The sequence below is a fragment of the Namhaeicola litoreus genome, from assembly GCF_042679565.1.
GTDB classification, from domain to species: domain Bacteria; phylum Bacteroidota; class Bacteroidia; order Flavobacteriales; family Flavobacteriaceae; genus Namhaeicola; species Namhaeicola litoreus.
In genome coordinates, this window is the sequence record NZ_JBHTMY010000001.1 from 366,962 (window position 1) to 384,864 (window position 17,903).

At 33.5% G+C, this 17,903-nt stretch carries 23 protein-coding genes and 2 tRNA genes; 7 read left to right on the forward strand and 18 right to left on the reverse strand.

Annotated features, from left to right (window positions below; translation table 11 throughout):
- Nucleotides 1-19: 19 nt before the first annotated feature.
- Nucleotides 20-1,477 (forward strand): RNA polymerase factor sigma-54, encoded by a 1,458-nt coding sequence (gene rpoN, locus ACFQ39_RS01670; protein ID WP_377175786.1) that lies wholly within the window; start codon nt 20-22, stop codon nt 1,475-1,477.
- A gap of 3 nt (nt 1,478-1,480) precedes the next feature.
- Nucleotides 1,481-2,083 (forward strand): hypothetical protein, encoded by a 603-nt coding sequence (locus ACFQ39_RS01675; RefSeq protein ID WP_377175788.1) that lies wholly within the window; start codon nt 1,481-1,483, stop codon nt 2,081-2,083.
- Here ACFQ39_RS01675 and ACFQ39_RS01680 read toward each other — a convergent pair.
- The 7 genes from ACFQ39_RS01680 to ACFQ39_RS01710 all read right to left on the reverse strand — a co-directional run bounded on the left by ACFQ39_RS01680 (nt 2,078) and on the right by ACFQ39_RS01710 (nt 6,383).
- Nucleotides 2,078-2,740 (reverse strand): porin family protein, encoded by a 663-nt coding sequence (locus ACFQ39_RS01680; RefSeq protein WP_377175789.1) that lies wholly within the window; start codon nt 2,738-2,740, stop codon nt 2,078-2,080. The two genes, ACFQ39_RS01675 and ACFQ39_RS01680, sit on opposite strands and share 6 nt — an antisense overlap.
- 75 nt (nt 2,741-2,815) lie before the next feature.
- Nucleotides 2,816-3,280, reverse strand: a complete 465-nt coding sequence (locus tag ACFQ39_RS01685) for an ExbD/TolR family protein (protein ID WP_377175791.1) — start codon at nt 3,278-3,280, stop codon at nt 2,816-2,818.
- Between the two features lie 6 nt (nt 3,281-3,286).
- Nucleotides 3,287-3,913, reverse strand: coding sequence for an ExbD/TolR family protein (locus ACFQ39_RS01690; protein WP_377175793.1), 627 nt, complete (start codon nt 3,911-3,913; stop codon nt 3,287-3,289).
- 3 nt (nt 3,914-3,916) lie between these two features.
- Nucleotides 3,917-4,381, reverse strand: a complete 465-nt coding sequence (locus ACFQ39_RS01695; protein ID WP_377175795.1) for a hypothetical protein — start codon at nt 4,379-4,381, stop codon at nt 3,917-3,919.
- 8 nt (nt 4,382-4,389) lie between these two features.
- Nucleotides 4,390-5,076 carry a MotA/TolQ/ExbB proton channel family protein gene (locus tag ACFQ39_RS01700; protein WP_377175796.1) on the reverse strand — a complete coding sequence of 229 codons (687 nt, stop codon included), beginning with the start codon at nt 5,074-5,076 and terminating at the stop codon, nt 4,390-4,392.
- A gap of 113 nt (nt 5,077-5,189) precedes the next feature.
- Nucleotides 5,190-5,276: transfer RNA gene (locus ACFQ39_RS01705), tRNA-Ser, on the reverse strand.
- Between the two features lie 75 nt (nt 5,277-5,351).
- Complete coding sequence (locus tag ACFQ39_RS01710; RefSeq protein ID WP_377175798.1) at nt 5,352-6,383, reverse strand: asparaginase; 1,032 nt, start codon at nt 6,381-6,383, stop codon at nt 5,352-5,354.
- Nucleotides 6,384-6,453: 70 nt separating this feature from the next.
- On the opposite strand from ACFQ39_RS01710, the gene ACFQ39_RS01715 reads away from it, so the two are divergent.
- Nucleotides 6,454-7,131: a zinc metallopeptidase gene (locus tag ACFQ39_RS01715; RefSeq protein ID WP_377175800.1), complete on the forward strand. Its 678-nt coding sequence runs from the start codon at nt 6,454-6,456 to the stop codon at nt 7,129-7,131.
- Nucleotide 7,132: 1 nt separating this feature from the next.
- Here the strand turns inward: ACFQ39_RS01715 and ACFQ39_RS01720 are convergent, their stop codons facing one another.
- From ACFQ39_RS01720 to pdxA, 7 genes are all read right to left on the reverse strand, one after another.
- Entirely contained in the window at nt 7,133-7,597 is a 465-nt protein-coding gene (locus ACFQ39_RS01720; RefSeq protein ID WP_377175802.1) for an Lrp/AsnC ligand binding domain-containing protein, read from the reverse strand.
- A 72-nt stretch (nt 7,598-7,669) separates the two neighbouring features.
- Nucleotides 7,670-9,022, reverse strand: coding sequence for an acetyl-CoA carboxylase biotin carboxylase subunit (accC, locus tag ACFQ39_RS01725; RefSeq protein ID WP_377175804.1), 1,353 nt, complete (start codon nt 9,020-9,022; stop codon nt 7,670-7,672).
- Nucleotides 9,023-9,071: 49 nt separating this feature from the next.
- The gene (gene accB / locus ACFQ39_RS01730) at nt 9,072-9,554 is read right to left on the reverse strand and encodes an acetyl-CoA carboxylase biotin carboxyl carrier protein (protein ID WP_377175806.1); all 483 of its coding nucleotides are present in this window, start codon (nt 9,552-9,554) and stop codon (nt 9,072-9,074) included.
- A 15-nt stretch (nt 9,555-9,569) separates the two neighbouring features.
- Nucleotides 9,570-10,565 (reverse strand): beta-ketoacyl-ACP synthase III, encoded by a 996-nt coding sequence (locus ACFQ39_RS01735; RefSeq protein WP_377175808.1) that lies wholly within the window; start codon nt 10,563-10,565, stop codon nt 9,570-9,572.
- Between the two features lie 188 nt (nt 10,566-10,753).
- Nucleotides 10,754-10,948 carry a 50S ribosomal protein L32 gene (gene rpmF, locus ACFQ39_RS01740; protein WP_377175810.1) on the reverse strand — a complete coding sequence of 65 codons (195 nt, stop codon included), beginning with the start codon at nt 10,946-10,948 and terminating at the stop codon, nt 10,754-10,756.
- A 2-nt stretch (nt 10,949-10,950) separates the two neighbouring features.
- Nucleotides 10,951-11,493 carry a YceD family protein gene (locus tag ACFQ39_RS01745; protein ID WP_377175812.1) on the reverse strand — a complete coding sequence of 181 codons (543 nt, stop codon included), beginning with the start codon at nt 11,491-11,493 and terminating at the stop codon, nt 10,951-10,953.
- 66 nt (nt 11,494-11,559) lie between these two features.
- Nucleotides 11,560-12,603 carry a 4-hydroxythreonine-4-phosphate dehydrogenase PdxA gene (pdxA, locus tag ACFQ39_RS01750; RefSeq protein WP_377175813.1) on the reverse strand — a complete coding sequence of 348 codons (1,044 nt, stop codon included), beginning with the start codon at nt 12,601-12,603 and terminating at the stop codon, nt 11,560-11,562.
- Between the two features lie 72 nt (nt 12,604-12,675).
- Here pdxA and ACFQ39_RS01755 point away from each other — a divergent pair, with 72 nt between their 5' ends.
- Entirely contained in the window at nt 12,676-13,260 is a 585-nt protein-coding gene (locus ACFQ39_RS01755) for a riboflavin synthase (protein ID WP_377175815.1), read from the forward strand.
- On the opposite strand, the gene ACFQ39_RS01760 is transcribed toward ACFQ39_RS01755, so the two are convergent.
- Together ACFQ39_RS01760 and ACFQ39_RS01765 are read right to left on the reverse strand one after the other, a co-directional pair.
- On the reverse strand, nt 13,261-13,446 hold the full coding sequence (locus ACFQ39_RS01760) for a hypothetical protein (RefSeq protein WP_377175817.1): 186 nt from the start codon (nt 13,444-13,446) through the stop codon (nt 13,261-13,263).
- Nucleotides 13,447-13,791: 345 nt separating this feature from the next.
- Nucleotides 13,792-13,865, reverse strand: a tRNA-Ile gene (locus ACFQ39_RS01765).
- A 94-nt stretch (nt 13,866-13,959) separates the two neighbouring features.
- Between ACFQ39_RS01765 and ACFQ39_RS01770 the strand changes: the two genes are divergently transcribed.
- Nucleotides 13,960-14,553, forward strand: coding sequence for a hypothetical protein (locus ACFQ39_RS01770; protein WP_377175819.1), 594 nt, complete (start codon nt 13,960-13,962; stop codon nt 14,551-14,553).
- Here ACFQ39_RS01770 and ACFQ39_RS01775 read toward each other — a convergent pair.
- Nucleotides 14,537-14,860: a hypothetical protein gene (locus tag ACFQ39_RS01775; RefSeq protein ID WP_377175821.1), complete on the reverse strand. Its 324-nt coding sequence runs from the start codon at nt 14,858-14,860 to the stop codon at nt 14,537-14,539. The two genes, ACFQ39_RS01770 and ACFQ39_RS01775, sit on opposite strands and share 17 nt — an antisense overlap.
- 20 nt (nt 14,861-14,880) lie before the next feature.
- Nucleotides 14,881-15,855, reverse strand: coding sequence for a polyprenyl synthetase family protein (locus ACFQ39_RS01780; protein WP_377175823.1), 975 nt, complete (start codon nt 15,853-15,855; stop codon nt 14,881-14,883).
- Nucleotides 15,856-15,964: 109 nt separating this feature from the next.
- On the opposite strand from ACFQ39_RS01780, the gene ACFQ39_RS01785 reads away from it, so the two are divergent.
- Together ACFQ39_RS01785 and ACFQ39_RS01790 are read left to right on the forward strand one after the other, a co-directional pair.
- The gene (locus ACFQ39_RS01785) at nt 15,965-16,558 is read left to right on the forward strand and encodes a TetR/AcrR family transcriptional regulator (RefSeq protein ID WP_377175825.1); all 594 of its coding nucleotides are present in this window, start codon (nt 15,965-15,967) and stop codon (nt 16,556-16,558) included.
- The gene (locus ACFQ39_RS01790) at nt 16,555-17,898 is read left to right on the forward strand and encodes a TolC family protein (RefSeq protein WP_377175827.1); all 1,344 of its coding nucleotides are present in this window, start codon (nt 16,555-16,557) and stop codon (nt 17,896-17,898) included. Before ACFQ39_RS01785 ends, ACFQ39_RS01790 begins: the two co-directional genes overlap by 4 nt.
- The last annotated feature ends 5 nt before the right edge of the window (nt 17,899-17,903 follow it).

Consider the following 17,903-nt stretch of genomic DNA (forward strand, 5'->3'; position numbering starts at 1 on the left):
TATAGTACAAACCTTTTTTATGCTCAAACAAAGCTTACAGCAAAAACTTCAACAGAAGTTATCACCTCAACAAATTCAATTGATGAAACTAATCCAATTGCCAACAATGGCATTTGAACAAAAGATTTCTCAAGAAATTGAAGAAAATCCGGCTTTAGAAAGTGGCCGAGAGGGAAATGACGAGTATGACATGATGGATTCATCAAATGATTTTGAAGATACAGGCAATGAGAAAATTGAAACAGAAATCAATATTGATGAATATTTAAGTGATGATGAAGTGCCTAGTTATAAACTTCAAGTAAACAATTCTTCTAGCGATGATGATGATTATCGTATCCCCTTTTCTGGTGGCACTACATTCAATCAGTTTTTAAAGAATCAATTAAACACTTATCATTTAACAGAACAAGAATCTCAAATCGCAGAGTTTATTGTAGGTAGTATTGATGATAATGGTTATCTAAGAAGGCCTATTGAAGATATTGTAGATGATTTAGCCTTTTCTGAAAATTTATTTACAACAGAGGATGAAGTAGAAAAAGTCCTAGAAATTGTGCAGCAACTTGATCCTCCCGGAGTTGGATCACGCAATTTAAAAGAGTGTTTGATTATTCAATTAAAACAAAAAACCGAGACAAAAGACAGATTAGTTGCCATTGATATTCTTGAAAACTCTTTCGATATTTTCGTAAAGAAGCATTATGACAAACTTATTCAAAAACATAATTTAACTAGAGAAGAATTAAAAAGAGTAATAGGTGAGATTGAAAAATTGAATCCAAAACCAGGAGGATCATTTAGTGGAGGCAACTCGAATGTAGAACATATAGTACCGGATTTTACAATTAGAATTAATGATGGAGAGTTAGATTTGAGTTTAAATGCCAGAAATGCTCCTGAGCTAAAAATTTCAAAAGATTACAGCGAAATGCTACAGGGATATTCTGAGGCAAAAGATAAAACAAAAACGCAAAAGGATGCTGTCATTTTTATCAAACAAAAACTCGATGCAGCCAAATGGTTTATAGATGCAATCAAACAGAGACAACAGACTTTACTTTTTACTATGGATGCTATCATGAATCATCAGAAGGAGTACTTTCTCACCGGAGATGAAAGAAATTTAAAGCCCATGGTTTTAAAAGATATTGCCGAAAAAATTGGTATGGATGTGTCTACTGTTTCACGCGTTGCAAATAGCAAATACGTTGATACACCTTACGGAACTAAATTGCTCAAAGATTTCTTTTCAGAGTCTCTTAAAAATGAAAAAGGAGAAGATGTGTCAACAAAGGAAATCAAAAAAATCCTTGAAACAGTAATAGAGAAGGAAGATAAAAAAAACCCACTTACTGATGATAAATTATCAGCGCTTTTAAAAGAGAAAGGTTATCTACTTGCAAGGAGAACAGTTGCTAAATATAGAGAGCAATTGGATATTCCTGTTGCACGACTCAGAAAACAGATTTTGTAAACCATGCTCTCCGTAAGTAAAATTATATCTTATATTTTTCACCCTGTTCTTTTTAGTACGGTTGGGTCTTTGGTTTACTTTATAATTGTGCCTAATCATATTCCTAAAAAACAAGAATACATTATTCTTGCCATCATTTTCGTCAGCACATATATTCTTCCTCTTTTATTGTTATATACTTTGAAACATTTTGGATTGATTGAAAGTTTGGAAATTTTCTCTATTCAAGAACGTAAGTTCCCAGTCATATTTTTAATCATTTTGACCTTTATGTTGGGTAAAATGCTAACTGCTCTTGGAGGGGTAGATTTATTAGGAGTTTCGTTTTACGGAACTTGTATTGGCCTATTACTTATCTATTTGCTCTTTTCTGTTAATATTAAAGCAAGCATTCATACAATGGGAATGGGTACCTTAATTGGCTTTACAATGATAATGAGCTTGTATTACGAAATGAACCTAATTTGGCTTATCGCTATTTTTGTAATTCTTTTTGGTTTTTTAGGGAGTGCTAGACTAGCTTTAAAAGCTCATAAACCATTTGAAGTATATATTGGTGTTCTTATTGGTATTTTTTCTCAACTCGCTGTATTTTCTATTTTATAACGGATAGAATATTATCCCAATCTTCACTTCATTAACCCCAATTACCTTGGCATAACTTTCAGATTCGTTAAATAAATCGCTAATCCCATAGTAACAATATATATTCCATTTGTTAAATCCAGCCGCTAGAGAAATCCCATATTGAAAATCATTAATATCAATTACATCAAATACATCAAAGTCCTCACTTTGCTTAATATTACTGCTGTTGTAAAATGAATAATTAAACTTTAATCCAGGATAGAATCGCCAAAAATTATACTTGGAGGGACTTGAATTTCTAATTCTGAATTCAACAGGAAATTCAACCATGTTCAATACAACTTTATTGCTAGAAGAAATATTATCGTCTGTTGCCCCTTCTACATTCCTAACCTTGAAATAATGTGTGTTTAAATTATAGCCTAACCCGGCTCCTAAACCAATATTCCGAGCCCTATTTAAAGGAATATCTTTAATAAAGCCAACTGTAAAACTATACGAAAAGCCAGTTTGTTTTATCTCCTCTGGCAATTTGATAAGTCTTTGATAACTTAACGAAACATATAATTGATCTTCCAGATAATTTTCATCAAAAACCTGCTCAGTTACATTCAGATCATCTTGGGCAAATGATAAAAAGCCGAAAAGAAATAAAAAATAACAGGGAATTCTCATAATCAATTTTTGATGATATAAAAAAAGGCAATCAAATATACATTCGATTGCCTTTATAAACCTTTAACTAAATTTTTATTTTTTCATATTTCTTGAAATATCTCCCTTTCTGGTCGAATAGTTGATCTTCAAGGCATCTACGTTTCTCAATTCTTCCTTGATATCCGTAATTGTACCAACACTAGATTCAATATCGGCCTTTATAGAAGTTGTCAACAAAGGAACCTCTTCTTCAGGATGCGTTTCACGTTCGGCAAAAACAAAGTATTTCACGTCATTAACATCTGCAAGGCGATCATTTAACTGGATTTTATCACCATTCTGTCCATCGACCTTACCTACATAAATATAACTAACTAAACTTTTACGTTCTAGTTTCTTAACTTCCGTTGCAAAAGGTAATGATTGCTTCACTTTTAATTCAGTTTCACGCATAACAGTAGAAACCATAAAAAAGAATAACAACATAAATACAATGTCAGGCAAAGACGCAGTAGAAATACCTGGCGTTCCTTTTTTCTTCTTTTTAAACTTAGACATATCTATTTATTTAAATGGTTCTGCTTCTGATATAATTTGAGGATATTTCTTTTTAATATTCTCAACTTTTTCTTTTAAACTTTCATTAGACGGATCATTTTCTGAATCCTTTAACAAATCATCATATGATCTTCCATAAAGTTTATTTGCCAATCTATTTCTTAGAACGGTGTAGGCTCCAACCAACTCATTCTGTACGGCAATATATGTACCATAAGACGTTCCTCTATCACTTTCTAATGAAATAATTGCTTTATTCGGGTGGTCTGATGATTCGGGATCTTTTGTTCCCTCACACCAGTCACATTCAGCCGGCTCAGCACCATCAATTGGATTTCCAAGACCTCCACCGTTATCGATAAATTTGATAGCTTCTTCCCTCAATTTATCAACTTGAATAAAGTGTTCTCCTTCAATTAGTATTTCATTGTTTCGGTTAACCGTTACAATAAATACGTTTTTCTCTTTTAATTTTGGAGGTTCAGGCGCATCTGGCGGTTGCTTTTCAGGCAACTTTCTTGATATCCCAGTATCGACGTCCATCGTTGTAGTTACTAAGAAAAAAATCAACAACAAGAACGCAATATCGGCCATAGACCCCGCATTAATTTCCGGTAAATCTCTCCTAGCCATATATTAACCTTTAAATAATGATTTTGCAAAATCAAACAAAAATCCAAAAATGCCGATAGCTCCTAAAATAACTGTGTACCATATTCCAGTACTCACCCATTTTGAAGTGCTTCCAGCCTCTCCATCTTTAATTGTTTTTCCATACATATCAGTAACGGCTCCATCATCTGCAAGCGCATAAGAAATCGCTAATAAAACACCTAAAACAGCTAAAGCCATTAATGTTCTCACTAAAAGTTTAGGATGTTTAATTAAGTTCCAAACTGAAAATACAACAGCTAAAACTGTGGTTATAATCAAAACTATTCTTGCAAATGAAATATACGGAGACACTACGCTATTCTGCAATTCGACCGTTGTTTCGATCGCTTCGTCTCCTGAAACAACTATCCTGACCAAGAAATAAACGGCAATCAAACCGATTAATCCTGCTACCAGAGATAGTATTTTTGAAAAAGTGCTATTCATGATAAAAATTATTTTTTATTTCTGATCAATAGATCAACTAATTTAATTGAAGCGTCCTCCATACCGTTTACAATACTATCAATTTTTGAAATAATGTAGTTGTAAAATATTTGAAGAATAATTGCTACAATCAAACCGAATACTGTTGTCAATAAGGCCACTTTAATACCACCCGCTACTACAGATGGAGAAATATCACCCGCTGCCTCAATCGAGTCAAATGCACTAATCATACCAATTACAGTTCCCATGAACCCAAGCATTGGTGCCAACGCAATAAACAAAGATAACCACGAAACATTCTTTTCTAATAATCCCATTTGAACGCCACCGTAAGCAATCACAGCTTTTTCAGCAGCTTCTACTCCTTCGTCCATTCTGTCTAATCCTTGATAGAAAATTGAAGCAACGGGTCCTTTTGTATTTCTACAAACTTCCTTAGCAGCTTCTACTCCACCACTATTCAATGCCTCTTCCACACTACTTACAAGCTTATCAGTATTTGATGAAGCCATGTTCAAATAAATGATTCTTTCGATTGCAATGGCTAATCCTAAGATCAAAGTCAACAATACGATTCCCATAAAAAATGGACCACCTTCAATAAAACGTTGTTTTAAAACTTGGTGGAATGTTTTGTCTTCAACTACAGGTTCTGCTTGTGCATAGATGCTTTGTACTGAACTTAAGATCATCATACCTGATATTGCCAGGGTTGTAAATACTTTTTTCATTGTTTAAATCTTTGTTTTTTAAATTTAGTTAACGGGTTAAAGATATAAAATTTTATCTATAAAAATACTTTCTGCGGAGAGAAAGGGATTCGAACCCTTGTTACAATTTCTCATAAACACGCTTTCCAAGCGTGCGCCTTAAGCCACTCGGCCACCTCTCCTCGATTGCTTTTTATCAAGCGGCAATTAACAAAAAATTCTTAAGGTGGAAAAATTATATTTCAAAAAAAACATTGCTAAATTGACATTTCCCCGCGAAGTGATAACTCAAAATAATGTTTAAATTCTTCGAGACTTAAATTCTGACCCAAAAGATATTTCAACTTGGCTATTGCCGATTCTGTAGTAATATCGCGTCCATTAACTACACCTATCTCCCTTAACTTCTTACTCGTTTCATAGAATCCCATGACCACAGTACCTGAAATGCATTGTGTAACATTTATGATAGGTATACCCTTTTGAATCGTTTTTTTCAACAAATCTATAAACCAATCATTTGTGGGAGCATTTCCGGCCCCATATGTTTCTAATATTACTCCTCGTAACTGAGGTATTTGCAGTGTGTTTTTTATTACTTCCTCTGTAATACCAGGAAAAAGTTTCAGAATAACTACATTTTCATCTAAGTTTTTACGCACAACCATGGGCACATTTTTATTTGCTCTTAAAAGTGCCGAATGATTAAAACTTAAATTGACACCACTTTCACAAAGTGCCGGAAAATTTGGGGATTGAAACGCATCAAATTGATCAGCGCTTATTTTCTTCGTCCTGTTCGCCCGGTAAAGCTTATATTCAAAATACAATCCAACTTCTTGAATTTTAGGAGAATTATTCTCTCTGGTAGACGCAATTTGTATGGAAGTAATTAAGTTTTCCTTGGCGTCAGTCCTAAAATCACCAATCGGCAATTGAGAACCTGTAAATATGACCGGTTTAGCTAAATTCTCTAACATAAAACTTACTGCTGAAGACGTGTAAGACATCGTATCTGTTCCAGTTAAGACCACAAAACCATCAACTTCTGAATAATATTTCTCAATCAAGTCTACAATTTGAATCCATGATTGGGTATTCATATTTGAGGAGTCTATAGGTTCAGAAAAAGAAACTGACTCAATATGACAGTCGAGCAAATTTAACTCTGGAATATTTTTCTTAATTCCGGAAAAATCGAAAGAACGAAGCGCACCATCTTTACTTTCCTTTACCATGCCTATAGTCCCTCCGGTATAAATGATTAAAATTTTCGGAATTTTTGTCATATTTTTAAAATTGGAATAATTTATGCTATATCTTTCGTCGTATAACAAATCAAATTTAAAATAAAAATATATGTCAGGAGCTTATATATTAATTCTTTTGGTTGGCGGATTGGGCATGTTGGTGCAGATGAAACTCAAAAGTAAGTTTAAAAAATATTCTCACTTACACTTAGCAAATGGTTTAAGTGGTAGAGAAATTGCAGAAAAAATGTTAGCTGACAACAATATTAATGATGTCAAAGTAATCTCTACAAGAGGTAGTTTAACTGATCATTATAATCCTACAAATAGGACGGTTAACTTAAGTGAATCTGTATATAATCAGCGTAATGCTGCAGCTGCTGCTGTAGCCGCCCATGAATGTGGACACGCAGTGCAACATGCAAAATCATATAAGTGGCTAGAAATGCGTTCGAAACTTGTACCAACTGTAAATATCTCGTCTAAATTTGCCTCATTTTTACTTATTGCGGGTATTTTTACGGTCAACACTTTTCCGTCGCTATTATTAGCCGGAATCATCTTTTTTGCAGCTACTGTTTTGTTCAGCTTTATTACTTTACCTGTAGAGTATGATGCGAGTAACAGAGCTTTAGCTTGGTTAAATGATAAGAATATGTTGACAGAGAATGAACAAAATGCAGCCAAAGATTCTTTAAAATGGGCGGCGCGAACCTATGTCGTTGCAGCCGTAAGCTCTTTGATAACCTTGCTATATTACCTCAACATTTATAATAGTAGATCGTAAATTAGATTTTAATTTGTCTATCGATTTGTTGTTCTAAAGAAATAAAAGTCTCGGTTCGAGAAACACCTTTTATATTTTGAATACGATGATTGAGCACCTGCATGAGGTGCTCATTGTCTTTACATGAAATTTTTACAAAGATGGCGTAATTACCGGTGGTATAATGGCTTTCGACAACTTCTTCGATTTCTTTTAGTCGATTTACTGCATCTTTATATTTACTAGAACTTTCTAGAAAAATTCCAACAAAAGCCAAGGTTTTATAACCTAAAACTTTAGGATTCAATACAAACTTCGATCCTGCCAAAATACCAGAAGCCTCGAGTTTTCGAAGTCGCTGATGGATCGCAGCTCCAGAAATCCCTACTTCTCTTGCTATACTTAAAATAGGTGTTCTTGCATCGTTAATCAAACGATTTAGAATAATCTTGTCTATTCCGTCTATGAGATATTGTTCTTTCTTCATTTTTTGTTCGATAAAAGTAAAAAAGGATAAGCAAATGCCTATCCTTTTTATCAATTATTTATTTTGAGTATCTTATTGATCTTCCTTTTTCATGACGAAATCTTCCATAAATTTGGTGGTGTAATTACCCGATACATAATTTGGATCGTCCATTAATTGTCTATGGAAAGGAATTGTTGTTTTTATTCCTTCAATAACAAATTCATCCAAAGCTCTTTTCATTTTTGAAATTGCCTCTTCACGTGTTTGCGCGGTAACAATTAATTTTGCGATCATTGAATCGTAATTTGGAGGAATTGTATATCCTGCATAGACGTGGGTGTCAAGCCTTACACCGTGACCACCTGGCGCATGAAAAGTAGTAATTTTTCCGGGAGAAGGTCTAAAACCATTATATGGATCCTCTGCATTAATTCTGCATTCAATAGAATGTTGATTCGGGAAATAATTGATTCCCAAAATTGGTACATTATAAGCTACCTTAATTTGCTCACGAATTAAATCGAAATTACCAATCACTTGTTCTGTAATAGGATGTTCTACCTGTATCCTGGTGTTCATCTCCATAAAATAGAATTTCCTGTTTTTATCAACCAAAAACTCTATGGTGCCAGCTCCTTCATATTTTATAAACTCCGCGGCTTTAACAGCAGCTTCACCCATTTTCTTTCTTAATGAATCGGTCATAAATGGCGAAGGCGTTTCTTCCGTTAGCTTTTGATGCCTCCTTTGAATAGAGCAATCTCTTTCTGATAAATGGCATGCCCTTCCACTAGAATCACCTACAATTTGAATTTCTATGTGCCGTGGTTCTTCAATTAACTTTTCCATGTACATTCCGTCATTGCCAAAAGCAGCTTTTGCCTCTGTCCTTGCAGAACTCCATGCATTTTTCAGATCTTCAATTTTCCAAACGGCACGCATTCCCTTTCCACCGCCGCCAGCTGTTGCTTTCAACATTACAGGAAAGCCAATTTCTTTAGCTACTTTTTCTGCAACTTCGTAGGTTTCAAGAATTCCATCAGAACCTGGTACTGTTGGAACTCCTGCTTTCTTCATAGTTTCCTTCGCGGTTGCCTTATCCCCCATTTTACTGATCATTTCGGGAGAAGCTCCAATAAATTTAATTCCGTGTTCTTCACAAATTTTAGAAAATCGTGCATTTTCAGAAAGAAAACCATACCCTGGATGAATGGCATCCGCATTTGTAATTTCTGCTGCCGAAATAATATTCGACATTTTTAAATAAGAATCTGAACTCGACGGCGGACCAATACAAACGGCCTCATCAGCAAAACGCACATGCAAACTTTCTTTATCTGCAGTGGAGTAAACCGCGACTGATTTGATACCCATTTCCCTACAGGTACGGATAACACGAAGTGCAATTTCACCTCTATTTGCAATTAATATTTTCTTAAACATCCTCTAAAAAATTTATTTTAATTCGGATTTTTAATTTAACAAATCAAGACTAAGATGGATCTACCAAATACAATGGCTGATCAAATTCTACCGGTGAAGAATCATCCACTAAAATTTCAACAATAGTTCCTGACACCTCAGATTCAACTTCATTAAATAATTTCATCGCCTCAATAATACATACTGTATCACCTACAGAAACTCTATCACCAACTTTAACAAATGGAGGTGATTCTGGAGAAGATTTTCGGTAGAAAGTTCCAATAATTGGTGATTTAATTGTTAAAAATTTAGATTTTTCAGCTGCTCCCTGACTTGGTGTCTCAACTTTTGCAGCTGGTTGACTTGCTGAAACTACTTGTGTAACAGTTTCTACAGGAGCCACTACCGGGATATGCTGAATTTCAGCAACATCATCTCTTTCGGTACCCGTTTTGATCGTAATTTTAAAATCTTTAGTTTCCAGTTTCACTTCACTGGCCCCTGATCTAGCTACAAACTTGATTAAGTTTTGGATTTCTTTAATTTCCATAATTAATTTTTTAACTTATTTATTATAGGCCCATTTTAAGTAAATAGATCCCCATGAGAATCCTCCACCAAAGGCAGCAAAAATAATAACATCACCCTTTTTTAATTGATCCTCGTAATCTGCCAAAAGTAGAGGCAAGGTTGCAGAGGTAGTATTTCCGTAATATTGAATATTCAACATAACTTTAGAAGAGTCTAGTTTCATTCTACTTGCCGTTGCCTCAACAATTCTTTTATTGGCCTGATGTGCTGCTAACCATTGAACATTCTCATTAGTCAAATTATTTTTTTCTAAAATTTTTTCGCAAACATCCGCCATATTAAATACTGCGTTTTTAAAAACAGTTTGACCATCTTGACGTACAAAATGTAATTTATCTTTAACCGTTTCTTGAGAAGTGGTCAGGCACGATCCCCCAGCTGGAACATTTAAAAACTCTCTCCCATTTCCATCAGTACGCAGATATTCATCTAACACACCTAATCCTTCATGGTTAGGTTCAAACAAGGCCGCTCCTGCTCCATCTCCAAAAATAATACACGTTGTACGATCAGTGTAATCAATCATAGAAGAATTCATGTCTGCACCAATTAACAGCACTTTTGAATATTTTCCTGATTCTATGTATCTCGCTGCAACAGACATGCCGTACAAAAAACTCGAACACGCTGATTCTAAATCGAATGCAAATGCATTTTCGGCGCCAATTTTTGCAGCTACATAAGACGCTGTAGATGCTGCTTGCATATCTGGAGTGGCTGTCGCCACAATAACCAATTCAATTTCTTGAGGTTTTACCGAAGTTTTCTTTAACATGTCTTCGGCTGCTTTAATCGCTAAGAATGATGTTCCCTTTCCTTTTTCTTTTAAAATTCGTCTTTCTTTAATTCCGGTTCTTGAAACAATCCATTCATCATTTGTTTCCACCATCGTTTCTAACTCGGAATTAGTGAGAATATATTCTGGTAAATACTTACCTACGGCTGTAATGGCTGCAGTAATTTTTGTCATGACAATATTTTTCTAAAGGGTGAATTTACAACCAAATTTCTAGACAAAATCTTAAAAAAACAGGATACCAAAGTAAAGGAATTTATCAAAGAAATTGACAGAAAAACTTATTTTTTTAATAAAATTGACCAAAAAACACAAAAAAACCCTCAAAAATGAGGGCTTTATCCGTTTTACGCTACAGAAATTTAAGCTGCGTTTTCAGTGGCATCAATTAACACTTGCCCACGGTAATAAAGTTTACCTTCGTGCCAATGAGCTCTATGGTACAAATGTGCCTCACCTGTAGAAGGATCTTTTGCAATTTGAGGCATTGTTGCTTTATAATGCGTTCTTCTTTTATCTCTTCTAGTTTTTGATATTTTTCTTTTAGGATGTGCCATCTCTAAGTTTTTTTATTGGTTATTAACTTCTTTAATTCAGCCCATCTAGGGTCTATCTCTTCTTTTTGTTTCTTTGGTTGCAGCTCTTTTAATTTATCTACGACTTCTGACTTCAAGGTTCCATCTAAAACCCCTGGATGCACTCGCTTTTTTGGCAAAGCCAAAACAATTAATTCAAAAATATACTGTGCCACATTCAGTTTATACTCATCAAATGGTAAAATCAAAAGATCTTCATCATCATCATTAAACTCTGGTCCGAATTTAACTACGATTTCAAAATTGTTCTCAATTTTTTCATCATAGGGCTCGTTACTCACATCACAAGCAACATTTAGCTTACCTTTTGTTTTAAAGTACAACTCCAGAAGGTTACTTTTTTTTACAAAATCAAGAATTACTTCTATCTCGCCTTCTAAAATCTCATCGTATTTAAATAAATCAAAGAACTGTTTATCAATTTTATAAATAAACTGATGTTTCCCTGGTTTTAAACCGGAAAAAGAAATATCGAATTCTTTTAACGGATCTCTCACTTCATTCATTTTGAGCGCGCAAAGATATAAAATTATCTTTTACTTCGAAACTTATCACTTGTTTTTTTCTGATTTTCATTTAGAACCTTTTGCAACCAACTTCTTTTCGTTTAATTCGTTAAACTCACTTCTGTTTTTAAATATTTTAATCGCAGTGAACATAGCCTCTGTAAAGGATTGATGGTTGGATTTGTTTTGACCTGCAATATCATAAGCTGTACCGTGATCCGGCGAAGTTCTAATCTTTGTCAGGCCAGCTGTAAAGTTCACACCTTTACCAAAAGAAAGTGTTTTAAAAGGTGCCAAACCTTGATCGTGGTACATGGCCAAAACTCCATCGAATTGTTTATAGGTTTCAGAACCAAAAAAACCATCTGCCGCATAGGGCCCCAAAACGAGCATATTATTTTCTCGACATTTATCAATCGTTGGCTTTACAATTTCCTCATCTTCTTTTCCTATTAACCCATTATCTCCAGCATGTGGATTTAAACCTAATACGGCTATTTTTGGTTTTCGAATGCTAAAATCACTTTTAAGAGTCTTATGCATAATCTCAACCTTTTCCATAATTCTTTCTTGGGTAATCAAATCTGCCACATCCTTTAAAGGAACGTGGCCTGTAATTAAACCAACTCTCAATGAATCAGCCATTAAAATCATCAAGCTCTTCCCTTGTAATTTTGATTCAAGAAATTCTGTATGGCCATTAAAATTAAATTCTTTTGATTGTATATTCTCCTTGTTAATTGGCGCTGTAATAAGTACATCTATAGCGCCATTTTTCAGTGCTGAAGTAGCACTTTCAAGTGATTTAAACGCATATCTGCCAGAAATTTCTGTAGCCTTTCCCGGCTCAATGTCGACATTCTCTTTCCAGACATTAAATACATTAAATTTATTTGGAAGAACATCATTTAAATTATCAATTCCATAAACTGCAATGTTACTATTCAAGATTTTCTTATAATAACTCATCACTTTCGTAGACCCAAAAACAACAGGAGTGCAAAATTCCAAAACTCTCGCATCTTCAAAGGTTTTTAAAATGACTTCTATTCCAATACCATTGGCATCCCCAATAGAAATACCCACAATTATTTTATCTGATTCTTTCATGTAAATTTTGAAATACTTTAACTTTGACACTTAAAACAATGACAAATTTAGTCATTATAAATTCAAATAATTATGTTTACGGGTATTATCGAAGATATAGGAATAGTAAAAAATATTGAACAAGAGCAACAGAATTTTCACATCACTGTTGAAAGCTCTATTTCGAAGGAATTAAAGATCGACCAAAGCTTAGCTCATGATGGTATATGCCTCACTGTGGTAAATCAAATTGGAAATCAACATACGGTCACTGCAATTCAAGAAACCATGTTAAAGACGAATTTAGGTTCATTAAAGCCCGGTAGTCAATTAAATTTAGAACGCGCAATGATATTAGGAGCGAGATTAGATGGTCATATTGTTCAAGGCCATGTAGACCAGACTGGCATATGCAAAAAAATTGAAGATCAAGATGGAAGTACAATGTTCACCTTTACATATGACTCATCTTTCAGCAATATTACTATTGAAAAAGGATCTATAACGATAAATGGTGTAAGTTTAACTGTTGTGAATTCCAAAAAAAACTCGTTTTCGGTAGCTATTATCCCTTACACAAAAGAAAATACTAATTTCGGACAATTAAAAATTGGGGACACAGTCAATTTAGAATTTGATGTAATTGGGAAATATGTATCAAAACTACTGCAACAGTAGTTAATTTTTTCTATTCTTTATGCTTTTAATGGCATATATTATTCCAGCAGCCATCAATACAAAAAAACCTCCTGTTATTGGAGTGTCGATTGGCGGTGGTGGCGGTGGTGGTCCTTGGGCAAAGACACTGTCAACAATAAAAAGTAGGGAAACGATGACAATGCTTCTCAAGTATTTTTTTTCCATACAAATTCAGTTAGTTGCAAATGAAATAAAAACATTTACGGTGCAAATATATAAAAACGTTTTTTAAAAAACTTAACTTCAACTTAAATATAATTTATTCCTAAGAAACAGTTCGAGTAAAAGCCCGCAATTTCTTTAAAAAACAAAGTTAAATTCATTTTTTTAAACTTTCAAGTATTTTGACGTACATTTTAACTTTTGAATCACTTATTTTTGTTAAAAGCATTGGATTTAATTAATCTTCAAAATTTGCAAAAAAAATTAAGTAAAACTTTGTTCTCAAATATGTTTAAATAAAAAAAGCTCATGTTTCATTACGAAAACAGGAGCCTTTTATTTCTTTTGTGGACCCACCTGGGCTCGAACCAGGGACCACCTGATTATGAGTCAGGTGCTCTAACCAACTGAGCTATGGGTCCAAAATTGGTGTGCAATATTACTATTTTTTTTAATCTTGAACAAGGACAAATTAATTTATTATTTTTACCCAATCAACTTATAAAATCAAACTTTATGAACAACAAAACTATTTTTACAATTTTGTTTATTTTGACTTCTTTCGTTACTTACAGTCAAAAAAAGGTAATCCCAAACAATCCAAATTATCAATACCAATCTGGAAATGATCAAAATACGCAAACTACCATTATTCGCCAAGCACCAACTTTTGAACCCAGCTGGACTTTTGGAGGAAATTTCGGATTTTCGTTTTGGAATGGCGGAACAGATCTTTTAATTGCCCCAAGGGCTTATTATCACGTTTCACCGCGATTCTGGATAGGTCCTGGTCTAATTTACAATTACTCTAGTTACGATACCAGAAACTATGATTACAGCTACAACGCTTTTGGGGGAAGCTTAACTGGCCTTTATAGACCAGCTCCATTCGTGCAATTGTCTGCAGAATTTCAAGAATTATATACGGATAGAAGTTTTGAATACCTAAATACTAAATCCGATGACTCATATTGGAATTCAGCTTTATATCTTGGAGCTTCATTCGTTTCAGGTCATTTCGCATTCGGGTTTCAATACGATGTTTTATATGATGAAGGAAAAAGTCCTTATTCATCAGCATGGACACCTGTCATCAGCTTTTATTTCTAAAATATACTTTCAAAAACTCTTTACTTAAAATGAAATAGACCAACTTTTCATTTAGTTGGTCTATTTTCGTAAAGGCTTTTCTTATTTCCGATTCAGGCACATCAATTCGATATAGTAAGTTCATCAAACCTTGAACGTTTTTATCAAGGCATTTCTTAACAAAACTTCTCAATAATTGAATGAGTTCATGAGCTGATAAACCTTGGTCTATTTGAAAATCATTTCCTGAGAGTTGAAAGTCTTTGTTTAATTGCAATATTATATTTTCAAGCAAATCACTATCTCCAGAAGTGATAAACTTATCCATAGAAAACTTCACCGGTTTCATCAGATCTTTCTCCCCATTAAATATTGCCCAAAACTATTCAAAATTAATTTTTTCTCACTTGGCATTTTCATATCTTCTAAATACTCAAAGGCCTTTTTTGTATAAAAATCTATTTCATTTTTTAATAAAACATCTGCTTTATATTTTTTAAATAAATCTTTTACCCATTTAATTCTTTCGATCTCATTTTCGTTAGTTGAATTGGCACTCAAAAGTTTAAGTTTTTCTTCCGGTGTACAAGCCTCTAATGTTTTTAACATCAAAAAAGTTTTCTTACCCTCTACTATATCACCGCCTATCGTTTTTCCAAAAGATTCATCACCAAAGCTATCTAAAAAGTCATCTTGAAGCTGGAATGCAATGCCTAATGCCAACCCAAATTCATAAATGAGATTAGCCTCTTTATCTTTGGCATTTGACACAATGGCCCCCATTTTTAAAGCACTTCCAATCAAAACCCCTGTTTTTAGCGAAATCATTTTATAATATTCTGAAAGTGAGACTCCATTTGATTTTTCAAAATCCATATCCATTTGCTGTCCTTCGCAAACTTTAAGGGCTGTTTCATTAAATAGTTTGATAATTTTCTTGAAAGATTCTCCTTCATAAAACTCAAAATATTGGTTAGCCATAACCATGAGCGCATCACCTGAAAGTATTCCTGTATTCACATCCCACTTCACATGTACCGTTTGCTTTCCTCGTCTCAAGTCAGCATTATCCATAATATCATCATGGATCAAAGTAAAGTTATGAAACATTTCCACAGCTAAAGCAGCTGGCAAAGCACTGTTAATATCCCCTTTAAACACATCACAGCCCATCATAGTCAGTACTGGTCGTAATCTTTTTCCACCAATACTCATGATATACCAAATAGGATCGTAAAGGTTTCTAGGCTCTAAATTTTGCTCATTTTCTATAATTGATTCGAGATATTTTTCGAAAACTTTTTGATAAGTAGAAATTTCCAATACTTCAGTTTTATAAATTGTTTTTAACCTTTCAAAGATAATATTATCTCAACAATACTTAGGAAACTTTTTTTGTTTTGTAAGTTTCCTTTTGTTTATATTTGCACCCATGAAAAATTCAATCATTCATAAGTCGGCAGAATTATTTCTGAAGTATGGTTTCAAAAGTGTTACTATGGATGATATTGCCACAGAACTTGGCATGTCTAAAAAAACAATTTATACCTATTTTGAAACAAAGACAAAATTAGTTTCAGAAACAGCTCTTCATATTTTCATGGAAATAGAAAATAGTATTACCAAAACCTGTTTAGCGGGATTTTCACCAATACAGGAAATTTATGAAATTAAAACAAATGTCATGAGACAATTGTACAATGAACAATCTTATCCCATGTATCAGCTGCAAAAATATTATCCCAAAATTTTTAATACAATTAAAGCCAAACAATTTGAAATGTTGCAAAGTTGTGTTGTGACAAATTTGAAAAATGGTATTGAACAAGGTTTTTATCGAAAGAATTTAGATGTCAATTTTATTAGTCGATTATATTTTAACGGCATACTTGGTATAAAAAATGTAGAGCTTTTTCCTTCAGAAGAATTTACATCAACTTATTTAATCGATAATTACCTAGACTATCACTTACGAGCTATTACTACAGAAAAAGGACTTAATACACTAATTGAAATACAAAAATGAAAAAAATCATCACCCTATCCTTATTCTTCCAAATGGTTCTAATCCATGCCCAAGAGATTGCTTATTCATTTACACTAGATGAGGCAATTGCCTATGCCATGAATAACAACTATACCGTAAGATTGGCAGATTTAGACATAGAAGAAGCTGAACAAAGAAAATGGGAAACAACAGCTATGGGTTTACCTCATATTGACGGAAAAGTAGATTATTCAAATTTTTTAAAGCAAGCAGTAACTTTAATCCCCAGCGAAATCGTTGGTGGCACTCCAGGAGAATATGAGACCGTCATTTTTGGAACCAAACAAAACTTAAATGCCACCGTCACTCTAAACCAACTTCTCTTTGATGGATCTTATTTAGTTGGATTACAATCTGCCAAAACTTATTTAAAAATATCAGCCCTAGCCAAAGAAAAAACAAATCAATCTGTAAGAGAGGCAGTTATAAATTCTTATGGTGATGTATTGATTGCAGAAGAAACCATTGAGATTTTAGAAAATAACAAGAAAATACTACAGAAGAATCTAAATGAAACGAAAATAATTTTCGAAAATGGATTTACAGAAGAACAGGATGTTGAGCAACAACAAATAACCTTGTCTAATATAGAAAATGAACTTAACAAAGCGATAAGGTATTTGTCCATCGCAAAGCAAATGTTTAATATAACTTTAGGTATTCCTGTAACCCAAGAAGTCATTTTAACTGAAGATTTAGAATCTTTAGGGTTGAGAAGCACAGATCTTGCCTTACTCACCACGCAATTCGATTTAGAAAATCATATTGATTATCAAATTGCGGATAATGAATTAACTACCAATGAGTTAAAAGTGAAATACGAAAAATCTAAGGCTTTACCTTCTTTAAACGCTTTCCTAAACTATTCGGCCTTTGCCAATAATGACAACAATATATTCTTTGAAAACGACGGAAACTGGTTCGATTCTTCTCTGTTTGGAGTTAGCTTAAAGCTTCCTATTTTTAGTAGTTTAGAAAGATCGTCAAGAACGCAACAAGCCAAAATAAACTTATTACAATCTCAAATATCACTAGATGAGACGGCACAAAAACTTCAGCTACAGGTAGATACCGCTAAAAATAAATATCAATTTTCTTTGGACCAGTTTCAAACAACAAAACAAAATCTTGTGCTGGCAGAAAGAATTGCAAACAAAGAACAAATCAAATTTTTTGAAGGTTTAAGTACAAGTTTTAACCTCGCCAATGCGCAGAATCAATTATTTAATACCCAACAATCTTATTTACAAGCCATTTTTGGAATCATACAATCTAAAGTTGAGTTGGAAAATGCGCTAAATAATTTTAACAATTACTAATGAAA

Coding starts and splice junctions, on each gene's coding strand:
- rpoN (WP_377175786.1), top strand. CDS start 20: ATGCTCAAACAAAGCTTACAGCAAAAACTTCAACAGAAGTTATCACCT.
- ACFQ39_RS01675 (WP_377175788.1), top strand. CDS start 1,481: ATGCTCTCCGTAAGTAAAATTATATCTTATATTTTTCACCCTGTTCTT.
- ACFQ39_RS01680 (WP_377175789.1), bottom strand. CDS start 2,740: ATGAGAATTCCCTGTTATTTTTTATTTCTTTTCGGCTTTTTATCATTT.
- ACFQ39_RS01685 (WP_377175791.1), bottom strand. CDS start 3,280: ATGTCTAAGTTTAAAAAGAAGAAAAAAGGAACGCCAGGTATTTCTACT.
- ACFQ39_RS01690 (WP_377175793.1), bottom strand. CDS start 3,913: ATGGCTAGGAGAGATTTACCGGAAATTAATGCGGGGTCTATGGCCGAT.
- ACFQ39_RS01695 (WP_377175795.1), bottom strand. CDS start 4,381: ATGAATAGCACTTTTTCAAAAATACTATCTCTGGTAGCAGGATTAATC.
- ACFQ39_RS01700 (WP_377175796.1), bottom strand. CDS start 5,076: ATGATCTTAAGTTCAGTACAAAGCATCTATGCACAAGCAGAACCTGTA.
- ACFQ39_RS01710 (WP_377175798.1), bottom strand. CDS start 6,383: ATGACAAAAATTCCGAAAATTTTAATCATTTATACCGGAGGGACTATA.
- ACFQ39_RS01715 (WP_377175800.1), top strand. CDS start 6,454: ATGTCAGGAGCTTATATATTAATTCTTTTGGTTGGCGGATTGGGCATG.
- ACFQ39_RS01720 (WP_377175802.1), bottom strand. CDS start 7,597: ATGAAGAAAGAACAATATCTCATAGACGGAATAGACAAGATTATTCTA.
- accC (WP_377175804.1), bottom strand. CDS start 9,022: ATGTTTAAGAAAATATTAATTGCAAATAGAGGTGAAATTGCACTTCGT.
- accB (WP_377175806.1), bottom strand. CDS start 9,554: ATGGAAATTAAAGAAATCCAAAACTTAATCAAGTTTGTAGCTAGATCA.
- ACFQ39_RS01735 (WP_377175808.1), bottom strand. CDS start 10,565: ATGACAAAAATTACTGCAGCCATTACAGCCGTAGGTAAGTATTTACCA.
- rpmF (WP_377175810.1), bottom strand. CDS start 10,948: ATGGCACATCCTAAAAGAAAAATATCAAAAACTAGAAGAGATAAAAGA.
- ACFQ39_RS01745 (WP_377175812.1), bottom strand. CDS start 11,493: ATGAATGAAGTGAGAGATCCGTTAAAAGAATTCGATATTTCTTTTTCC.
- pdxA (WP_377175813.1), bottom strand. CDS start 12,603: ATGAAAGAATCAGATAAAATAATTGTGGGTATTTCTATTGGGGATGCC.
- ACFQ39_RS01755 (WP_377175815.1), top strand. CDS start 12,676: ATGTTTACGGGTATTATCGAAGATATAGGAATAGTAAAAAATATTGAA.
- ACFQ39_RS01760 (WP_377175817.1), bottom strand. CDS start 13,446: ATGGAAAAAAAATACTTGAGAAGCATTGTCATCGTTTCCCTACTTTTT.
- ACFQ39_RS01770 (WP_377175819.1), top strand. CDS start 13,960: ATGAACAACAAAACTATTTTTACAATTTTGTTTATTTTGACTTCTTTC.
- ACFQ39_RS01775 (WP_377175821.1), bottom strand. CDS start 14,860: ATGGATAAGTTTATCACTTCTGGAGATAGTGATTTGCTTGAAAATATA.
- ACFQ39_RS01785 (WP_377175825.1), top strand. CDS start 15,965: ATGAAAAATTCAATCATTCATAAGTCGGCAGAATTATTTCTGAAGTAT.
- ACFQ39_RS01790 (WP_377175827.1), top strand. CDS start 16,555: ATGAAAAAAATCATCACCCTATCCTTATTCTTCCAAATGGTTCTAATC.